Source organism: Clostridium sp. YIM B02506 (assembly GCF_022324845.1).
Lineage (GTDB): Bacteria > Bacillota > Clostridia > Clostridiales > Clostridiaceae > Clostridium_T > Clostridium_T intestinale.
On sequence record NZ_JAKGTG010000012.1, the window covers coordinates 69,122 to 91,045 of the forward strand.

General features: G+C 29.5%; 21 protein-coding genes. All 21 read right to left on the reverse strand.

The window, feature by feature from the left end:
• Positions 1-112: 112 nt before the first annotated feature.
• Positions 113-382 (reverse strand): hypothetical protein, encoded by a 270-nt coding sequence (locus tag L1S49_RS11025; RefSeq protein WP_238904390.1) that lies wholly within the window; start codon positions 380-382, stop codon positions 113-115.
• A gap of 199 nt (positions 383-581) precedes the next feature.
• A complete protein-coding gene (locus L1S49_RS11030; protein WP_238904392.1) occupies positions 582-914 on the reverse strand; it encodes a hypothetical protein in 333 nt (110 codons plus the stop codon).
• A gap of 170 nt (positions 915-1,084) precedes the next feature.
• Complete coding sequence (locus tag L1S49_RS11035) at positions 1,085-2,746, reverse strand: recombinase family protein (protein WP_238904394.1); 1,662 nt, start codon at positions 2,744-2,746, stop codon at positions 1,085-1,087.
• Between the two features lie 157 nt (positions 2,747-2,903).
• Positions 2,904-3,350 carry a hypothetical protein gene (locus L1S49_RS11040; RefSeq protein WP_238904395.1) on the reverse strand — a complete coding sequence of 149 codons (447 nt, stop codon included), beginning with the start codon at positions 3,348-3,350 and terminating at the stop codon, positions 2,904-2,906.
• 62 nt (positions 3,351-3,412) lie between these two features.
• The gene (locus L1S49_RS11045) at positions 3,413-3,895 is read right to left on the reverse strand and encodes a hypothetical protein (protein WP_238904397.1); all 483 of its coding nucleotides are present in this window, start codon (positions 3,893-3,895) and stop codon (positions 3,413-3,415) included.
• A gap of 203 nt (positions 3,896-4,098) precedes the next feature.
• On the reverse strand, positions 4,099-4,908 hold the full coding sequence (locus tag L1S49_RS11050; RefSeq protein WP_238904399.1) for a hypothetical protein: 810 nt from the start codon (positions 4,906-4,908) through the stop codon (positions 4,099-4,101).
• Positions 4,909-5,182: 274 nt separating this feature from the next.
• The gene (locus tag L1S49_RS11055) at positions 5,183-6,583 is read right to left on the reverse strand and encodes a phage/plasmid primase, P4 family (RefSeq protein ID WP_238904401.1); all 1,401 of its coding nucleotides are present in this window, start codon (positions 6,581-6,583) and stop codon (positions 5,183-5,185) included.
• Positions 6,584-7,333: 750 nt separating this feature from the next.
• Positions 7,334-7,621: a hypothetical protein gene (locus L1S49_RS11060; protein WP_238904402.1), complete on the reverse strand. Its 288-nt coding sequence runs from the start codon at positions 7,619-7,621 to the stop codon at positions 7,334-7,336.
• Position 7,622: 1 nt separating this feature from the next.
• Positions 7,623-7,961 (reverse strand): Mor transcription activator family protein, encoded by a 339-nt coding sequence (locus tag L1S49_RS11065; protein WP_238904404.1) that lies wholly within the window; start codon positions 7,959-7,961, stop codon positions 7,623-7,625.
• A gap of 33 nt (positions 7,962-7,994) precedes the next feature.
• Complete coding sequence (locus L1S49_RS11070) at positions 7,995-8,132, reverse strand: hypothetical protein (protein ID WP_238904405.1); 138 nt, start codon at positions 8,130-8,132, stop codon at positions 7,995-7,997.
• 141 nt (positions 8,133-8,273) lie between these two features.
• The gene (locus L1S49_RS11075; RefSeq protein WP_238904407.1) at positions 8,274-8,579 is read right to left on the reverse strand and encodes a hypothetical protein; all 306 of its coding nucleotides are present in this window, start codon (positions 8,577-8,579) and stop codon (positions 8,274-8,276) included.
• 5 nt (positions 8,580-8,584) lie between these two features.
• On the reverse strand, positions 8,585-8,935 hold the full coding sequence (locus tag L1S49_RS11080; RefSeq protein WP_238904409.1) for a hypothetical protein: 351 nt from the start codon (positions 8,933-8,935) through the stop codon (positions 8,585-8,587).
• A 112-nt stretch (positions 8,936-9,047) separates the two neighbouring features.
• The gene (locus tag L1S49_RS11085) at positions 9,048-11,648 is read right to left on the reverse strand and encodes an NB-ARC domain-containing protein (protein ID WP_238904411.1); all 2,601 of its coding nucleotides are present in this window, start codon (positions 11,646-11,648) and stop codon (positions 9,048-9,050) included.
• A gap of 550 nt (positions 11,649-12,198) precedes the next feature.
• Complete coding sequence (gene tet / locus L1S49_RS11090) at positions 12,199-14,154, reverse strand: tetracycline resistance ribosomal protection protein (protein ID WP_238904413.1); 1,956 nt, start codon at positions 14,152-14,154, stop codon at positions 12,199-12,201.
• Complete coding sequence (gene tetA(P) / locus L1S49_RS11095; RefSeq protein ID WP_238904415.1) at positions 14,141-15,406, reverse strand: tetracycline efflux MFS transporter TetA(P); 1,266 nt, start codon at positions 15,404-15,406, stop codon at positions 14,141-14,143. The genes tet and tetA(P) overlap by 14 nt, the downstream gene beginning before the upstream one ends.
• Before the next feature lie 898 nt (positions 15,407-16,304).
• The gene (locus tag L1S49_RS11100) at positions 16,305-17,921 is read right to left on the reverse strand and encodes a recombinase family protein (protein ID WP_238904417.1); all 1,617 of its coding nucleotides are present in this window, start codon (positions 17,919-17,921) and stop codon (positions 16,305-16,307) included.
• Positions 17,903-18,028 (reverse strand): hypothetical protein, encoded by a 126-nt coding sequence (locus tag L1S49_RS23245; protein WP_275299578.1) that lies wholly within the window; start codon positions 18,026-18,028, stop codon positions 17,903-17,905. Before L1S49_RS23245 ends, L1S49_RS11100 begins: the two co-directional genes overlap by 19 nt.
• 471 nt (positions 18,029-18,499) lie before the next feature.
• A complete protein-coding gene (locus tag L1S49_RS11105) occupies positions 18,500-19,921 on the reverse strand; it encodes a DNA primase family protein (RefSeq protein ID WP_238904420.1) in 1,422 nt (473 codons plus the stop codon).
• Positions 19,922-19,989: 68 nt separating this feature from the next.
• Entirely contained in the window at positions 19,990-20,568 is a 579-nt protein-coding gene (locus L1S49_RS11110) for a hypothetical protein (RefSeq protein ID WP_238904422.1), read from the reverse strand.
• Positions 20,569-20,708: 140 nt separating this feature from the next.
• The gene (locus L1S49_RS11115; protein WP_238904424.1) at positions 20,709-21,623 is read right to left on the reverse strand and encodes a hypothetical protein; all 915 of its coding nucleotides are present in this window, start codon (positions 21,621-21,623) and stop codon (positions 20,709-20,711) included.
• A 112-nt stretch (positions 21,624-21,735) separates the two neighbouring features.
• Positions 21,736-21,885, reverse strand: a complete 150-nt coding sequence (locus tag L1S49_RS11120) for a hypothetical protein (protein WP_238904426.1) — start codon at positions 21,883-21,885, stop codon at positions 21,736-21,738.
• Positions 21,886-21,924 lie beyond the last annotated feature (39 nt).

Sequence of the window (21,924 nt, forward strand, 5' to 3'; positions counted from 1 at the left end):
ATGCATACTTATATGAGTAACGAAATTAAATATTGCCGTTACTCATATTTATGTTTTACTAATATATTTATATTTCTTTAATACAGTTCTATTATTCTACCATATAGAGTTCTTATAATAATCTTTCATTTACAAAGTATATTATAGCATCATCTACTCTTTTATCTAAATCTTTGATTAATTCACTTCTATCTTCAATTTTGTTTACATCCCACATATGAATTGTAAACCTTAATGTTCCATCTTTGTACTTACCATATGATGGTCTTTTCTTTGTAGTTGTTTCAATAGGCTCTAGATATATCCTTCCTTCATATCCCTTATTCTTAATAATGTTATTTACTATTTCAATAATTTCTTGATTTCTCTGTGTTAAGCTCATAATTCATCCCCCTATTTTTACTACAATTTTATATTAATATTTAAGATATTTTATATATCAATATTTAAATTGAGTTTACTTATACTTCTATATCTCTAAGTACATCTGTATTGTGAAATATTACTATCTACTTATGCTGATTAGTATACTTTTTAATACATTAATATTTAGAGTGGAACAATTAAATTCCTGCTTCAATTTAAGAATTTACTATTCCGGATATAGTAGATTGTGATAACCTAAAAATTTTTCCAATAAAAACTTGAGTCATTCTTTCTTCAAAAAATAATCTTTTTATTTCTTGGTTGCGTTGTTGCATGCTATTAAATGGCTTAATTGTTATTTGTCTTTTATCTATCATAAGTCCATTATCTGTTATTACAAAGAAGCTTCTATAATTATTGCTATGAAGTATTTGAAGTTCTAATTTTCTATACCCCTCCAGTGTTTGAGAAACATTGTAATTTTCCATTAAGCCATCTTTTTCTACTGAAGATATAATATTCTGAAAAGATATTAACTCATTATTCATAAACATTCCTCCTTATATTTGTAAGTATCACTTCATATCGATTTGTATCTATGCACATTATTATATATCATAAGTTAATATTTGTAAACATATGCACTTTAAAATTATTGATGTTAATTTCTAACAAATACATCTTATTAGTTCCTCTATGTTGATTCATGAAAATCACCTTATATAGCAATATCTAAATTTAATACATTTAATCCAATATTTCTTAACATAAAAGAAGAAGGAGTACCCTTCATAGATACTCCTTCTTCCTTATTTAGATAATTAGCTAGATTATCATTTATATTAAGTTTTATTGAATCAACTTCTCTCAATTCATTGATTGTTATTTCTGATATTATCATGTGTAGTAATTTTTTCTTTTGTTCTCTACTCGTACTTTCCGTTAAAACCTTACTAAAATTCTCTAGTATATCCTTAATGAACTCATAAGGTACCGCCTCACTTACATCATCTGAAAGTGTTACAAGTAGTGGTTGTTTTTCTTCTTGAAGATTTTGTGCTATTCTATTTAGTTCTTCTTTTCTTTGCTTAAACTCTTCTTTTGATATTAAGTCTTCTTCATATCCTTCAAAAAGCTTTCGTTTCTTTTTATCTATCTTCTCTAGCTCTTTATCAATTTTCTCTAACTCTTTTTTAGCTGGATTTACCTTGTTATGTCTTTCTTTATTTACATTTTCAACTATTGCCTTAATCATCCTCTTATTAGATAGTAATTCTGTAATCTTACTGAACACATAATCATTAGCTTTATCTACTCTTATTGCATTTGAATTACATACAGCTGTGCCTTTATTCTTCCATGCTCCACAGGCATAATATACTAGCCTTCTTTTACTTCCATCTGCTAAGGTATTTGTTGTTCTCATTATTACCATTCCAGCACCACACTTAGGGCATTTTAAAATTCCTGTTAGTGGGTATTCTCCATCATATATTCTTGATGGCTTACCTTTCTTACTCTTTAATATAGCTTGTACTTTATCCCACAAATCTTCCTCTATTATAGCTTGATGTATTCCATCTACTATTATTGGATTTGGATTAATGTTTCTTCTTCTCTTTTCTGACCAGTCTCGTCTTACATTGTATCTAATCTTTCCTATGTAAACAGGATTAGTTAATATGTCCTTTATTGAGCCAACAGAAAAGTCATTACCTCTTTTGGTTTTATAGCCTATCTTATTCATTTTACTAGTAATAGCTTTATATCCTTTTCCATTAGCATATTCATTAAATATAAATCTAACTACTTCTGCTTCTTTTTCATTTATAATAAGCTCTGTATCTCTTCTTTTATTATTTTCAGTTCCTTTTATTTGTACTATATCGTATCCTAATACTCTATTACCTCCCCAACGTCCATCTCTAGCACGTGCTAGACATCCCATCTTTACATTTTGTGCTATTGTCCCTCTCTCAAATTCACCTATTGATGCCATCATTTGAAACTGCATTTTACCTGCTGGTGTGTCAGTTTCAAATGGTTCTGAAAAAGACTTAAATGTTATGCTGTTCTTCTCTAAAATATCAACTATTTTTAATACATCCGCGAGCTTTCTGCTTATACGGTTTATTTTCCAGAAAATGGCTAAATTAAACTTTCTATCTTCTGCATCTCTTAGTAACTCTTTCAATGCAGGTCTATTTTTAATATTTTTACCGCTAATTCCTCTATCTGAATAGCATTTATAAACTTCGTAACCCATCTTATCACAGTATTCTATTAGTAATCTTTCTTGCTCATCAATACTGTAACCAGCCTCAGCTTGCTCTATGGTTGAGACTCTGCTATAAATTGCTACACTTCTAATTTTATTCATCTTTATCCCTCCTGTAACTAGTATCAAATCTATAATATATATATGAAAGTTGTATTATTACACTTGATATTTTGATTATATCAAGTGTAATAAGTTATCTATTTAATCCATAATTTCACGTCCGCTTGTATAATTAAAAATATGTCTATGTATTAAACTAAAATTCTTCGCTGTATATGTTGTTTTCATCATTTTCAAGCTCTTCTTGTTTTACATGTTCAATTATTGCTCTTCCATCTTCAATATCATATATATTAACAACATTCGTATATGTTTTTACTCCGTCAAAGTTATGCTCTAACTTTATAACTACTTTCTTCCCCTTTATGCTCTCAAAATCAAAGTTTTTACACTCTTCTTTTATATCAAAATCTTCTTTGGTTGCTTTAAGTAATTGATAAAACAGAAATCTTTTTGTTTGTGTTAATAGCATATATTGCTCTACCATAATATTATCTCTTAGCTTAAGTAATAAATATCCTTCATTAAATACATTTTTATTTTTGGTTACTTTAATTCCTTTTGGTTGATAATCTACTACTTCACATTCTTCAAATCCTTCTTCTAAATCTACATATTCATCGTTTTTTGTTACATATGCCATATTAAATCTCTCCTTCTAATATCAAAATTTTATTTTATTCTTCATTTAATATAAAGATTATCTTATACAACAACACGCTTATAATTATATAGGGAGTTCATCTCATCTGATTGCATTCTTAACAACTTATTTTCTAGCATTAATTTCTCATGCTCTATTTTGCTATACTCACCCATTGGCTTTATATTTGGATGAATGTCACATATTAACTTATAATCTTCAATCATGAACTTATTTACAATTGAACTTATATACTCCTTGATGATACTTACTTCATCATATATATCTTTTATAGTTATTATTTTTTCAGAATTCTTGTATGAGAATTTTATCTCCATATAATTATCAACCACCCCAACATCATATAGATAGCTATCAAATTCTTTTATTAAAGCTTTTACATCTAAGTATTTTTTAATCTTGTATACAGGAATCTTTAATGCACTTGACTTTATAGTAACTCCATCCTTTTGTTGCCAGTACTTTAGTGCCTCTATATCAAAGTTTAATTTAATTTCTACATTTCCTTTTAAGTTATTTATCATTTCGCTCTTCTCCCCTACTCTTTATATGTAATTTTTATTGGTACGCTTGATATCAATTAATATAGTTAATATCAAGCGTTATTTATGTTATATACTCTTAGCTTTCTTATTCTTTTTATCTTCTTTTATGTAATCACTTATTACCTTTGCCAGTATATCCATTATTTCCTCTACTCTTTTAGTCTTGTCCATTTGTTTACCTCCTAGTTATCTTTATCAACACTTATCATTGCAACTGTATTTCCATCAACCTCTATGTACTCAACCTCTGAAAATGTTATTGAGGTTCTATTACTGAAGTCCAAATCATATCTTTCAGTAATCTCTGAAACAATCCCAGCTGAATAAATTATTCCTTTAGTTCCACTTACTTTTATAATTAGCTGATTATTATTGTTTATAAGCTTTTCCCCTATTGCAATCACTTCATCTGAAAATGATATAGCTACTTTAGAAGGGTTACTTAACTCATCCATTAATTTTTTTGATAATGTAATTCTTTTACCACAGTTAGAGTTAACAACTGATATAACTCCAGCCTTTAGTTCACTTCTATTTGTCACCTTGCTTAATGCTGGTTGAAAGTTGCCTAAATCGTACTTCTTATGCTCTTGCTTTGTTTCCTCCGTTTCTTGCTCTTCTTCAATCTCATCTTCTAGGTTCTTTTTCTCTAGATTTTCAGAGTCTCGCATTACCTCTTCCTCATTGTGTTCTGATTCTTCCAGGTCTACTATTGTACTACTTAAAAATCTTGTCTTTGAAGGCTTCCCTGTACTTTTAACAACCTCTTCTTTTATCTGTATTTCATTTATTTCTTCTTCATTTTCAACTTCTAGCTTATCGTTGTCTATCTTCTCATGTTCTTGCATTGCTTTTTCATCCTTATGCTCTGATTTTTCTGCGTTTATTTCTTTGCTGGTGTTGATTGTCTCTTCTTTTCTTACTTCTGTTTCATCCTTCTTTTTTATTAGGTCTGTTGACCTTGGTGCTGATTTTCTCCTTGTTACTGTCATTTTTATCATTCTCCTTCTTGATTTATTATTAGTTTCTTTACCCATTACCTTACTTTTGTTTCTTATGGTTGCTTTGTGGACTTATTTGAGAGTTCCTTTTCTATTGATTGGTCTCGCCTTGGGTGATTGGGTACTTTATTTGTGCAAAAGTCTTTTTATTCTTTTATTAAAAATATCCTTTTGGGGATATTTTTAAGGTATTTCTTTTCCCACCTCCCCAACACATTGATTTTGTTAGCTTTATGTTCTCCTAAAAAATCCCCTACACTCCACCTTATCCCCCCAGTGGGTAATTCCTGTAGATTGGATTGTTTATATCAATCTTATATTCTCCAATCACTCTTATTCCTTTGATGTAATTAAACTTATTAGAATGTCCAAGCTTATATTTATATCCTAATTCTTCTGCTTGTTCTTTAAACTTATCCCAAAACCTTCTAGTACTTATATCAGAATATCCTCTCATTCCATTAGCATCAGCCCAGATTCTGAACGTATTATATGCTACCTTTTTATCTTCTCTGTAATCTTCATCTGCTTCTTCAATGCATTCTTCAAAAAAAGAAATCATAGGATTTAAGTCTTTCTCGTACTCCTTAAGTAACGCTTCTGAAACTTTACATTTTGTGAACTGGAAATTATTATTTCTCAACCTTTGTAATCCTTTCATTGCTAGATTAAATATTCCTGAAAGCTCTGCTTCTAACTTTTCTTTCAGATTTACATCTACGTCTTTCTCTGCCACAGTATTTCTGAAATGAAGTATACTCAATCTTCTCCTGAATCCTAAGCTAACATCCTTAGTATGTGGTAATTTATTAGTAGAAAAAATCAACTTTACTGTAGGCTTAAATGAAAATTGAGGTTTATATTTCTCTTCTGCCATTATTTCATCTTGACCAGTTATCATCTTAAAATATTGAGTATTTAGACTTTTTCCACTTAACTCCATCTCACTACATATATTTACAAGCTTATTATGTAAACTAGAACGCATGAAAGAACTGCTTAAATCTGTAATAGTTAAATTAGATACATTTTCTTTCCCAGCACACAGGCTTACTATATGTTGAAAGACACCTTTACCATTTCTTCCTTTTGCAAATAACACTAAAGCTTTTTGTGCCTCAGTATGAGCAGACATTGAATACCCTAGCCATTCTTTTGATAAGCTTTTTGATTCTTCATCACCTAAAAATGATTGGTCTAAGAATTCTTCAAAATTAGGACAGTTTGCTTCAGGGTCATAAAAAATTGGAATTTGAATGGTACTATAAAATTTACTGTCATGTTTTACTAACTCATGAGTTACTGAGTCATACATACCATTCAACATATTTATGTACCTTCTATCTGAATCAAGCTTTCCATCATAGAATACAGTCCTTTTTAGCGCTTCTATGTACTCATCTTCTAGCTTTTTACTCCAGAGGCTGGGAGAGTATTTAATTAACAAATCCCTTAATTTAACCTTTAGATTCATATCTTGGATTTTTACCCACTTTCCTTGCTTTATCTTATAAGCATAAAAATCATGTGGTACATATATAATTGCTACTCTTTTCTTTACATACGAAGCGAAGATATTTGCATCAACTCCAGTTAAATTACCCGTCTTTTTATTTATTTTTATTCCCATGGCTCTAATGTCTTTACATTGCTCTTCAGTGAACACCGTATCTCCCCCTTACTAAAATTAGTAAGTAAGGTAATGGATTGTAGTTTATGTATATAGATTTATATAATATATGTATTTTTTAAGTTCTCTATATTATCACCATCCTTAATTTCCCTATTTTTTCTTGCTTTAATTAATTTACTAGAATTGTTACATGGCTTATGAATAGACTTTCTATATTGTTTATAATTATTCATAAACACTGTTTTTTATTTGTTTGTATATATACTATAACAACTAAAAAAAAGAATGTAAAATCTTCAAATCTAGAAATAGAGCCATTTTAATGAATAGAATATACACTTTTTTTCTATCTACAAAACACTTTTAAACACTTTTCAATCACCTTTCAGTCCAGGACTTCCTAACTCATCTACCTATTGCCTTTTATAGCCCAAGACTTCCTTACTTACACCTCTATTCGCCAAACCCGCTGTTTTACTGGCTTAACAATCTTTTTCAATATATTCCCATTTATTTTAATAATCTTATTTTTGAATAGTTATTCATAAATATACCTTTTATTTGCATAAATATTTTTTTATTTTTTATATCTACTTAAATTATCTTCTAGAATAAACTTTTTAATTATATTTGACTTTCAATCAATCGAATACTTCAATTTTGTATAAAAAAAATAAGTAACATCCATAATGTTACTTATTTAAAAGAATATTTATTTAATTTTTACTTATTTCTAATTTTAAATTTAGTTATCTAACTAGTCTATGTATTATTTACTTTTATCTAATTCTCTTTATCATCCGCTCCATTTAACTTATTACGTATGTATTTTCCTATTGTTAATACTGTTGCTACTATGGCTCCAAGCTTTATAAGTACCCATGCAATTGAAAATAATCCACCTGCTATTTCTCCAATTATACTTATTACTATACCCACTCCTAAGACACATAAACCCCATACAAATATGATTCCTCCACATCCAATGTAAATTATGTTACACTTAAAAAATACAAAAGCAAAAGCTATTGTTCCTAATATTAGAATTATAGCCCACATAAAATTCTCCATGTTAATCTTCCCCCACTTTCAAATTATTATTTTTGATTATCTCTTTTATCCACCGTTCCGTATATCCTAAATCCCTTGCTAACTTCTTTGAGTTTTTCCCATTATAGTTATTAGATATGTATCTAATAACATACTTTTGTGAGTATAGCCTCATAGGAAATGTTATCTGTTGTCCTTTATAAAATCTATGTAACCCTCTAGCCACCTCTTCTCCTAAGTTTTCGCATATATCTCTATAAATACCATTAAGGTCATCTTCTTTAAAACTCATATTTAACACCAATCTATCTTCTAATTCATTTACATATTTAATCATAACTGGTATTTCTTGAAATATCATTGGAAGTATCTATTGTAAAACGCATTGTATAAACTACATATATTTCTTTAACAACTCCTTAGAAACCCCATTACTACTAGCTATACTTGATATAGCACTTTCAGAGTCAATCCCTGCAACAATTAGATTTAAAATCATTACTATTAATCTTAATATTGTTATTATATTCATTGATTGCTCTCCTTCTTATTACAAGTCTTTATGGTCATCTTTCCATTTCTAATTACTCCTACACATATAATTCTTTTCATGTCATTTATCCTCCTTAAAATAATAAAAGTCCTAATCACTACATCAATAGTAATTAAGACTTTATGACTTACTTATTTCTTGTTTTAACATAGTTATAAATTCCTCTGAAAATACTTTATTCTTTATTGATTCTTTTATAAGCTCTATTAATACCAATTCAGTTACATCTAGACTTCTTGGAATATAAGTTTCATCACCTCTTCTAGTTACCTTATATACACAGAACCTTACTTCATTTCTTTTTAATTCTTTAATATATATTTTTTCTATCGAGTAAGTGTACTCATTTTCAGTAACTTTCGCTTGACTTATTATATTACAGTATTTAGTTTCTTTTATTATTTTAGTGTCAGTTTGCTTTGCCATTTCAATTACAACTCCTTTTCTATTAGAATTTCATGAAGCTCCTTAGTTGAAAATACTACAACGGAATAATCATCGGATAATAGAAAAAGTGATGAATAGTAATCAATACCATCATCACTCTTTATACTATCTGTATACTCTGGAAGTAATCCTTTTATACTATTAGCTTTTATTTCTGCAACATCTTCCTTTGATTCCAATATTGATGTATATCCTCCTAGTTCTTTCTCTACATCTCTATTAGCACCATAGTTATCATCTAATATTACTATTATCTCTTCCACCTCCTCTAGTATTTCTTTTGAGTATTTTTGTTTTACTACTTCTAGTTGCTCTTTTCTGTATAATTTCAGCATCCTTATTCCTCCTTAAAAACAAGAGGAATACTCAAGCTTTTAGCTCTAGTACTCCTCCATTTTATTATTCTATAACTATAATATATATTTATATATTGATTAAATACTATATTCAAACCTTTTGAATATCACAAGCTCCAATTCCTTTAAATCCATCATAAGTATTAAATTTAACATAGTCCCCAATTAAAATTCCATTATATGCATTATTTACCTTAAAGTAAATGCTTTTATTATTCTTGTTGGCTATAAATCCATAATAGTCTCTAATATAAACTACTACACCCTTATTGTTATCTTCAATATTATTAGCATCATATGAATAATTGTAGATATATTTCTTTGTTGTTTCATACAATTCATTTGGTATTTCTTGCTTATGCCCATCTATAACTTCCACAATTTTTTTTATATTATTATGATTTAAAGACCTTAATTCATTTGAATATTTCATTAAAAGCTCATTCATATATTCCATGGCTTCATTATAGAAAAATAAATATGCTATATCTTTTAATATATTAGTTATTATAACCAATGTCTTTTTATCTACTTGTTCCAATTGTTGTATTTCCCTCATAGCATTTTTATAGTATAGTAATTTATTTCTATAATCCCTTGTTTCTAGTTTCTCTGCTTTTCTTCTATATAATTCTCCCCATCTACATGAATAAATATTTAAATCTTTTAGACTAAAATCTTTCTTTACATCTTTTAAGTTAATTAAAATTTCCTCTGCAGAATCATAATTTCCAATCATCATTAAAATTCTTGATTTTTCTAATTGCAATTGGTATGAGCTACTATCTAATTGTAAAGCTTCATCAATACATTTTAATGCTTCGTCATAATTTGCTAACTTTATTGTATAAAACACTGCAAATAAATATAGTACAATTGCTCTTTCTTTATCTGTTTCTGTCTTTAATAAAGCTGTCTTATAGTTCGTTATAGCTAAAAATCCTTCGCCTTTTTCTGCCATTATAAATGCTCGTATTTTATATATTTCAAAATACTCAGGTGAAATTATTTGTGCTTTATCTATTTCAGCAAATGCATAATCCCATTTTCCTTTTGAACTATATTCCAATGAGTTTATCAAATAATACGAAGCTAATCTTCTATTATCATCATCAGTATTTGCAAAAATTGCTTTAGGACTATAAGCATCATTCTCACATCTTACTCTAACTTCTTGTAAAATTTCATTTAATTTCTTTCTTTTTGCAAATACTCTTTTTACTATCAAGTTTGAAGGAGAAAAATATAGCGTAAGATAATCTCTAGCCATGTCATTTAGATGATATTTACCACCTTTTAATGTTATCATATTTGTTCCTATTAGCTCATTAATTGACTTTTTTAAATTAATTTCATCTGTTTCCATAAAAAAATCTATTTCCCCGAGAGTTAATGACTTATCTTCAATTAAAAATATTTGCAATATTTCCTTTGAAATATCACTTAACTTGTTATATACATTTGACATGCAAAACTCAATTAATTTTTCTTTTTGACATAATAATTGTTGTTCTGGTACACCATTATATATACCTGATATAAACCATTTTATTGATAAAGGATTATTGTATAATTTATTTTTAGTTAGTTCAGCTATTTCATCATCTGACCTTTTATGAACATCTAACCCATAATATTGCGATAATTCTCTAAAATATGTAATTGAATCTTTTTTACACATACCTTCAAGTTTATATCTATATTCTAATTCTCCTATACCTAATCTTGATGTTATCAGTACTTTTGATTTTTCTGGAATATCTTTGAAAAACTGATTCATTTCTTCTGTATTTATAGTTTCTAAGTTATCTAAAACAAGTAACACAGGAAAATTTTCCATAAACTGCAATATATTTTCTTTAGGCGAAAGTTTATCAGAAATAACTGTTTCTTTACAAAGATTTTTATAAACATCTCCGACCTCTATAATTGCATCCTTTATTTCTATGAATTCTCCCTTAGACAGTGTTTTAGTTTTTAGTGAAATCCAAATTATAGCTTCAAATCTATTTGAATTACTTTCAATTAACTCATATAATGCCTTTACTACAATTGCAGTTTTTCCAATTCCACCATTTCCTATTATTGATATAATCTGATTCTTGTTATTATTTGTTAATTTAATTATCTCTTCTATGTCTTTTTTTCTACCTATATATCCTGTATCATCAAATTCAGGTTCAGGTAGATTATGTAGAATTTTACTATCATAGTCTATTTGTCTATTATATTCATTAATTAAAAGTTTGCTTGGGTCTTTATCTAATGTTGTCTTTACATGTTGAACTTCATTCCAATTTATCCAATCTATTTCGCTATTTAAAGTATTCATTACTTCGATTAATATCGCTTTATCACCTAATTCCAAAGGTTTAGTATGCATAACTCTATTTCTTATTGGAATTATTTTGAAGAAATATTCCTTAAGTTTTTTAGATTTATCATTATTTATAGAATATTTCATAGGTTTTTCTGAAATGATATCAACATAATCTCCTAAATCCAAATAATTTAGTATCTCTTCATTTTTTTCAAAATTTTTAGTAGTTTTGCTTCTCAATTCACCCTTTTCAATCATTTTCGGAGTAAAATCTATTTCTATCGTTCTCCCTAATATAAAGTTTTTCAAATCATATTCTATTGCAGTACAAATTGAAAACATTACTATTCTATTACTCAAATTCAATTTCATATATAACCCTCCTAAGGATTATTATACCATCACCAACATAAAATCAATAGTGTTTTATACCTTAATAACTTTATTATTAAGGTATTTATCAAATCCAATTTTAGTAAGTTTCGCATTTATTTATGGTACGGTTCACCGTAACGGTTATAACGTAGACTTTTTAGCTATTTTTGAAAATAAATATATGACTTACACTCATTAGTATAAGCTATTTCGTATATCTTATTACAAATTGATAAATTTGTTCTTTTATGACGTCTAATAGGAAGAATGCGTCGTATCTATATATTTATATTATTTCTTATTCTATAGTCATATTGACCTGTCCAATAAAAAAATTCTGAATGAACATACTTTTTCATTTAAATATTTGATAAAAAAATAAAATACTCTTACCATATTTTCAAGGTAAGAGTATCTATAATATATATATCTTAAAATATTACTCATAACTCAAAAGTCATCAATACCTTTTTGGTTATGCTTTAAAGTTTAATACCTTAAAGTTATCTACTGTCTACCCTACATTAAATTAAGTGTTTTATTCCAATTAATCTCTAATTGCATTTAACTTATGAAGTAAATACTCTTTTTTGTTTAAAGGGTCATAGGTTGATTTTTGGCGGGCTTTAGCAAATTCAAATGGAACTTTCTTGTATCCAAAAAACTTTGTTAAAAACATACCTTTTCCTTCTGTATACGAAGCTATTTTTAGCTTGTATTCTTTTGAATTTTCTACTGGTATTAACCCTTTTATTAAAAATTCATCCTCAACAATAATCGGATTATCAAAGGTTGCTCTCATAGTTTGCAAGTCCCAAATAGCTTTACTCAAAACATTTTGCGGAATCCTTAGTTCAAACTCATGCAGAGGTTCCAATAAGTCAGTTTTAGCCTCATACAATGCTTCCATAAATACCATAGGAGTTACATTTCTAAAGTCCGCTGGGGTGCTGGCTGGACTAAAAAATTCTCCGCAGGTAAGTGTAACCTTTATATCAGTGACTTCCCAACCCAAAAGACCTTGTTTACTCGTCTTAACAACTGCTTCCTCAATAGCATTTTGAAAAGATTTTGGTAATGATCCTATTGATACATTAGAAATATATTTTAATCCTTCTCCCCTTATCCCAGGCTCTATTTTTAGACCTACCGTTGCCCAGAAAGGATTTAATCCTTCCTGCATAAGCATCATTGCAGTACCAACATCTTTAGGCGTCTCTTTGTAAATAGTCTGGATATTCGAAAACTCTACTTTAATTCCATAGAAATCATCTAATATAGAACTTAGTATTTCCATCTGAACTTCACCAAATAAGTTAATATAAATCTCTTTATCTTCATCATCCATGCCTAATTCTAATAGTGGATCTTCTTCTGTAAGGAAGGTTAATGCCTTAAATAATTCTATATTTTCTTCTTTATTAACAGCAGATATATTCGTCTTTAATGTTGGTTTAGCTATAGATATATTTTTAGTTCTATCATTTGCAATTCCAATGACATCCCCAACCTTAAAACTTGTAAGTCCATATAGAATACCTATATCCCCAGACTCCATACTGGCGGTTTCAATTAGCTTACCATTTTCTAAGCCATTAATTTTCTTCACTTTTTCTATAATATCTTTATTAGGAACTTCAATTCTATCTCTTACAGAAATTTTGCCTCCAAATAATCTTACATAAACTTTCTTTTCATTTGTATTTGTTCTTTCAATTTTGAATACCACTCCAGATAAATCACCACCGCTGTCTTTACTTGCAAATGGTAGGTAACTGCAAATTCCATCTAATAATTGTTTTATACCAAGACCAACTGATGCTGCACCGAAAAGCACAGGGTATAAACTTCCTTCTCTTGAATACAATGAAAGTTTTTCTTGTATTTCATTTTTATCATATTCTATCCCGTTAACATATTTCTCTAAAAACACTTCATCTAAATCTGATAAAACATTAATAATTTCATCATTTGTTGTATTTATTTCATCCAAATTATTTAGATAAACCTCTCTACTTCCTTCACCATGTGCCTTTTGTAATCTGACTATCTTATTAGACATAGCCTTTTTTATGTCCTCAAAAACTTTATTGCAATTTGCCCCAACTCTATCTATTTTATTTATAAAAATTATTGTTGGAATTTTTAGGGTCTTTAATGTGTTAAATAATATTCTTGTCTGGGATTGAATACCTTCTACTGCAGATATAACTAATATAGCTCCATCTAAAACACTTAAAGAGCGTTCTACCTCAGATACAAAGTCTGCGTGTCCTGGGGTATCGATAATATTTACTTTAACACTATTCCATGTGAAAGATATTGCTGAAGATTTTATAGTAATTCCTCTCTTACGTTCAAGCTCCATTGAGTCCGTTTGAGTGTTTCCTAAGTCTACTTTACCAACTGATTTTATAGCTCCACTGTAGTATAAAAGATTTTCAGTTGTAGTTGTTTTGCCTGCATCAACGTGAGCCACAATTCCTATATTAATTGTTTTCATATGTATCCTCTCCCCCTTTGGTGCTCTTAACATCTTTTTTATCCATTATCAAAGAAAGGATATATAAAACTAATACTGGCGTTACTAATAATGAAGTACATGCTATACCAATACTTATAGAAAATTTTGTAGCTATAATCCCAATAATTGGTCCACCTATAATTTGCCCTAATGCATTGATTTGTCCATTCATAGAAAGTATAGTTGCCCTTGCACTATCATCTATATGATTATTTAGCCATGCATTAAATATAGGATCATTTATAGATCTAAACAGACTTGTTGATAAATACGCTACTAGCATTAAATTAAAGTTTCTTGTAAGTGCGAATGCTAACATAAAGGATATATAAAATATATTTGCAACCAATAATATCTTCCCACTCTGATTCTTATCCTCTTCTTCTAATTTCTTAGCTATAAACTGCATTGCTATAGCACTTAATACCATTCCAGCAATACCAAATATCCCAAACCAAGTTACAGGCTGAAGGTTTCCTATCTTAGGAAGCGTAGTGTCTTGTAGGAAATGTGCATTGGAAAGTCTATCATAACCTTCGCTGGATAAACCATAAAATAGAGTTACAGAAAGTAAAATCATCATTATAGATTTACTTTTCACAAACTTTAAGCCAGATTTAAAGGTATATCCCATCTTTCTAAAAGTGTTTAGATCTTCTGGAGCAGATGGTGTAAAATTATTCTCTGGCATATACAATGCTAAAAATAATGCAATAATCACAAATAAACATCCACTGATTATAATAGGTAATCTAACAGACAAATTACCTACTACGATACTTAGTATTATCCCGATAACTGCTCCTATTTGTCCTGCTTGTGCTCCTTTTATATATATTTTATCTAAGTCCTGTTCTTTTTCTTCCTCTGCAATCCATGCCTCAACAGACCCACTAATAAAAGTTGAACCTAATCCCCATATTATCTGTGCTGCAAGCACAGAAGCAAAACTAGAAATGGAACCTTCTAAAATAAATCCTACTCCTGTCAAAACTGCACCAATAACAATAGATAACTTACGGCTATATACGTCTGCAACTATCCCTGTAGGAATTTCAAATATAAAGCATGCCGCCTCTAATGTAGTGCCCACAAGTATAAGTTGAAGTGGATTTAAATGAACCTTTTCAATGTGGTATACTATCATAACTGTAGCAACCAACGAAAAACACATCGCCGTAATAGCTGAAAATAACAAATAAATTTTATATGCTGAAAGTTTTTTAACCATTAATTATTCACCATCCCTATATTATGAAAAAGTTTGTTTGTACTTTGTATTCTAGATATCTTAATCATCCTAATAATCTCCTTTAAAAAACAAAAAGCCGCAAATGAACATCGGTTCACTTACAGCCTCATAATTGTATGACATAAATATAAACATGAAATATAGAACTTTAATTTATACAACTTATTACTAAGTTATATAGACTAAAATCTTATATCATATTTATAAATGCAGCAAAAATAGGCATAAAAATACCGTGTTTAAAACACGGCTTTCCTACTTATGCAAATAAGGTGTAGCATGCTCATTTTAATACTGATTATTTTAGAAGTACACAAATAAACATGGTAGTCATTAATATTTTTCAAATTAATTCCACCACTAATAAATCTTGATAACTCAAGATTTTTCAAACGTACTTTCTAAAAACAATCCTTATTCAGTTAGTTTAGTTAAAAACTACCTCTTTGCGCATATCTACATCACCTTTTCATTTATATTTTTTTCATGTTTATATTTAAATCTATTTATATTATACATGAATTTAGTATTTTTTCAACAGTTTATTTTATATCAATTATGATACATTCTCAATTTCAACTAAAAAATTGTATCAAATTTCTCCAATGTGTTCGTTATGTATTCATGAATTTCATTGGTGGAGGTAACTCACATTAAACTTCTATAAACAAAAGTCTACATAATTTATGGTATAACTCAGCGTTCCTAATTCTAATACTTTAATATAGTTAAGCCATCATAAATTACTAATATTCATATATCATGACTTTACGATTGATAAACCATAATTAACTATCCCGTAGTAACTTAATTGTAAATTTATTATAATTATACCATATTTCAAAAATCATACCTGATAACTATATGTAGTAAACAACTATATTTTAATAGTGAACAAAACAAAAGAAGAAGAACCCCTATCATCAGAGGATTCTCCTTCTTTATTATTTATGAAATATTTCTGTACCTTTTCATCAAAGTGAAGCTCTATGCTTTCTATATCTTTCTTGTTTTTTATAGTTATCTTATTTATAATTAATTGTAGTAAAGTTTTTTTATCTTCTGGAGCAGTGATTTCTAGTAGCTTATGGAAGTTACTCAATGTATTCTTTACCACCTCATATGGTATGTTTACGGAATCATTGCTTTCCAATTCTTTTTGTATCTGTATTCTACGCTTAGATTGGACATCTATTTCAGCAGTTATTTTTTCCATTCTTTGTGCCAATGTTGGCTTATCTATTGTACCATCTTCGTACAGCTCAAAGATCCTATTCTTCCTGTTTTCTAGGTCTTTTAGGCTCTTTGTTAATTGTTCTTGTTCCTTTTCTAGTGGTATTATTATGTCTTTTCTTTCTCTGTTTAGGTTCTTTACAATATCCTTTAGTACCTTTTCATTAAATACTACTTCTTTAATCCTTGATAGTACGTATTCTTCTGCATGGTCGGCTCTAACTCCATTGGAATTACAAGCTGCAGTCCCTTTGTTCCTCCAATTGCCACAGACATAGTACCTAGTTACGTTGTATGTGCCATCTTTTCGCTTCTTCTTGGTTCTTCCTGCTACCATTGAAGCCCCACAGACAGGGCATTTCATTAGTCCAGTTAGAAGGTAGTTGCTTTCAAAAGCTTTCTTAGGCTTACCTGCTTTGAGCTTGTACATCTCTTGCACCTTTTCCCACAATTCCATTGGAATTATAGCTTCATGCTCTCCGTCAACAACTATTGGATTCTTATTGACTCCTTTTCTTCTTTTTTCACTCCAATTTTCCCTTACATTGTAACGTATCTTACCAGTATAAACAGGATTCATTAGAATGTCTTTAACTCCACCAGTACCAAACATATTACTCTTTTTAGTTTTATATCCTTCATGGTTTAATTGATTAGTAATAGCTTTTAATCCTTTACCAGAAGAGTATAACTCAAATATCTTTCTAACTGTAGTTGCTTCTTCTGGAACTACTTCTAATCTTGTATTATTCTCATTTAGTATTACTGACTTATAACCAAGTACAATACCACCATTCCATTTTCCAGTTTTTGCCCTTTGCTTCATTCCAATTTTTACATTTTCTACTATTGTTTCCCTTTCAAATTCTCCTATTGAAGCTAAAAGATGCAACATTAGCCTTCCTGCTGATGTTGTTGTTTCAAAAGCTTCTGAACAACTTTTAAAAGCTACATCATAACTTTCAAGTTCTTTCACTATTGTAAGTAGGTCATACTGATTACGAGCTAAACGGTTTGTCTTCCATACCCATACTTCATCAAATTTACCTTCCTTAGCGTCTTGAAGCATCTGCTGTAATTGAAGTCTATTAGTCATTGATTTTCCACTAATACCCTTGTCAGCATATACTACAACTAATTCTTTGCCTTCTTCTTCACACTTTTGTCTAATTACATTTTCCTGTGCATCAATACTATAGCCTTCCTCTGCTTGTTCGGCAGTAGATACTCTTAGATAAGCAGCTATCCTACGTTTAAGCATTTATCATCATCCTCCTTAGTTGCTTGTCCATTATTATCAATATACTTTTTAACTATATTAGCAATTAAATCTATCATTATTTCATAGCTTACACTTTCCTTTTTCATCTGAAACCCCTCCATAATCATTAGTACAATCTAATAATATATATTTATGAGTTGCTGAATTTCCAGCAATGATAGTTAGATATACTTAGGAAATTAATAAAATTAATTTCTACTTAATTCTCAATGAATTCCTAATAAGTTTCTAACTACCATTGTTATCTATTACAATCTGTATTTGCCATTACTTTACTTTTATGATTGCTATTGAATAATTTTTTATTGCTTACTTTATGGTTGATGTTGGTCTCAGCAGGTCGGAGTTAGGTCGAATCCAAATCCCAGCTTTCGGTGGTTTCACTAGGCTTGGGCGTATGGTCGCATTTGAACCCAACTTTATTTTATTCTTAGTATTTTTTTCCTCTAGTACAATTAGAAGAAAACTATGACCTATACGACCAACCCGTTGATTTACATGGATTTCCTACGCCCAAACTGCGTCCAAGATGTGACCAACCTACGACCAGATTGCTATTATAAGTTACTAAGTTCATCATCTAATGAAACTGTAAATTTATTATTAGGGTTTATGCCCATTATTGCTTTATATTCTCCAACAACTTTGATTCCAGTATGGTATCTGAAAGTATTGGAACGCCCTGAACTGCACTTATAGCCCTTCTTTTTGGCAACAGCTTCAAATTCACTCCAAAACTTTTGGGAACTCATTTTGGCATAGTAGTATTCGATGCCGTTTTCAATAGCCCAATTTTTGAAAGTATTGTACACAAGTTTGTTATCCTCTCTATGGCTTGTATCTTCTGCTTGAGCGATGCAATCTTCAAAGAATTCATACATAGGTTTTTGCTCTGTTTGATATCTCTTAAGCATCTCGTCCATACTTTTACATGGAGAAAACCTATAGTCATTAGCTCTCAATCTTCTTAGTCCTTCCATAGCCCATAGGAATATGCCAGGCAACTCTTCCTTTAGCTTCTCTTTTAGTTTGTTGTCCCTTTTTTCTCCACTAAAGTTAGCATTGAAAGCTAATATGGATAATCTTCTAAAATACCCATAGCTTGTATCTCTTGTATCTGGTAAACTATTCATGGTCATTATCATTTTAGCAGTAGGTTTAAAACTAAAAACTGGCATATGCTTCTCTTCTGCACTGATAGCATCTTCACCAACACAAGCTTTAAAGTATTGTGTTTCTAATGTCTTACCATTCATCTCATTTTCGCCACTAATATTAGCAGTTTTGTTATGAAGTTTTACTCTTGAAAATGGTCTACTTAGCTCATTTAGAGGTATATTAGAGATATTCTCTTTTCCAATTAACTCACTAAGAGTATCTACAAAAACACCTTTTCCATTTTCGCCTTCGCCAACAAGTATCAAAGCCTTTTGTGCATTGGTTTCCGTTGTTAGAGCGTATCCAGCCCATTCCTGTGCAATTCTTTTACGTTCCTCATCACCCTGAAATATCTCATCAAGGAATTTAAGGAATCTGGGGCATTTTGCGTCTGGTATCAATTCTATTGGTATTCGAATGGTACTGAAATACTTAGGGTCATGAGGTATTAATTTAAATATTTCAATATCATACATTCCATTTATTAGGTTCATCAGCTTCTTATTCGAATTCAATTCACCTTCATAGTAAAGCTCTCTCTCCATGCCAACCATGTAATCTTTTTCAAAGGATGGTTTCCATATTCCAAACATAGGTTCTTGGAATATATCTCTCAATTCCTTTAAGAGTTTATTATCATCCTGTATCTCCCAAACTCCTTCATCGTAAACATAGAAAGCTTTATCTTTTGCAAATATTATTAGGTAATTGTCCTTTATATGCCTAGGAAAATAGTTAGGATTCCAATAATAAACATCTCCATGTTTATTAATTCTTACCCCTCTTTTTCCCAGCTCTTTGAAAGTATCAAATTGATTCATCTAAAAGCCCTCCATTTCCAGTACTTATTGATGGAGTCCCCCTTTTTCGGGGGTGACTCCATTTAGTATTAAACTGAAGAATTATTTCCTCTTCGAGTGTTTATGTTAACTATCCTTGGGAATACTCCGCCATCATCTAACTCAACATATTCTACTTCACAAGTTCCTATAATACTCAAAAGCTCTCTTAAATCAACTTTTCCTTTCGGAACTTTGCCTGTTAGGTCTTTATAAACTTTATAAAAAGAAGAAGATGGACTGCTAGATTTGTTATATTTTTGCTTCAAGTGATACTCTTCAATTTCACCATCTACATTACGATGAAGATGATAGTCCACAACTATCTTGTCTTTAGTCCCATAACGAGTATCTACCCCACGTTCCATGTTAAGATTACTTATGCCAAAGTTATATTTTCCTTCGGGTACTTCTGGCGTAAAGTTTAATTCAAGAGATTGAAGCGGTATCATATTTCCAGCTAAGCTATCATTAGGCTTGAAAAATTCATCATCACTGCTATTGCCATCTCCTCTAAGATAATCATAGTTTCCCCCTTGTTGAGTGTTATAGTTTGTTGTAATATTATTTTGTTGCATACTCGCCATTGTTGCACCAAGTTCAGGTTTTTTCACAGATTTTAAAGCCATTTTTACTCCTCCTTTAATTTGCATTGACGATATTTACTGCTCGTCTATGTTTTATATAATAAATCATCTTGAGAATTTCTGAAAAAGTAGGTTTTAAAACCGAAAATATACCCTTGAAAAAAGCGGGTAAATAGTGTAAACTATTTACCCGCTTTTAAATATGATTCTAGTACTTCTTTTACTGCTTTCATCTCCTCATCAGTATGTTCTTTATTTGTTTTTCTTATTGAATTCCTGTCTATTTGCTTATCTTCTAATTTTGGACTTCTAAGTCTCTTGTTATATATTTTAATTGCCTCGGTTAATACTGTTTCACTTTCGGCACATTTAACTTTGTCATTCTCATCAGTAACCTCATTTTCCGAGTTTCTTATTTCACAAAATATATCTACAATGCTATTCCACATTTTAGTCGTATTTTCTATTAATTCTTTATAGTAATCTAATAAATAAACCGCTTCATCAATATTCAAAAATCTAAGATTATCTTCTCCCCAATCAAATAAATTTTCCGTATCTTCAATAATCTTTTTATCTTTTCTTCCATTAAGTATATTTTCCATGTTTTCAATAATCATTTTATTTATTGGTTCTTTTACCTGACTTATTTTTTCTAAGATTTTAAAATTTGTAGTATATTCTAAATACCCTTTTACCTCTTGTGCATCATCAGAACTATAGGTTTTATCAATTAACTCCTCCATGCTTTTAATTTCTTTGTGTATTTCGCTAATATTCAATTCATCCTTTTTTACACCTCTAAGCTTTTTTCCTGCTGGTGATGTACTTTCATTATAAGCTCTTATAAATAACTCCTTTTCTTCAATAGGAATCTTCCATTGGTTTTTACTGTCTTTATATCTATCAACTTCTAATCCAAGACTATCAATAGCACTATCAAGTTTGCTTTTCATATGCTTGTAATTACCTTCAATAAAGTATAATACATCATCCTTTTGCTCTTGATTTAAATCTTTATAATACTCTATTTTGTATATTTCCCTTGCTTTTATATCTCTAAATAATTCTTTAGATGTCAGAAACTTTTTTTCCATTGAATTAACCTCCTGTCAGTATCCTCATAAATAATATTTAACATTATCTACTGAAAAAATGCAAAAAAAATTAGCAATTACCCATTTATGATAATTGCTATTCTTATTCATATTATTTCCAACGTTTAGGCACAGCTTTCCATAACTTTGAGAATTCTATTCCATGCTTAATAGCAGTAGCTCTTGTGGCTTCTTCAGGACTCGCACCCAACTTTATTATCAGTAATATAATTTCCAAAACTAAAATTACAATTTCCTGCACTGCATTATCTCCTCTCATAGCTCAATTAGTTACAAATAA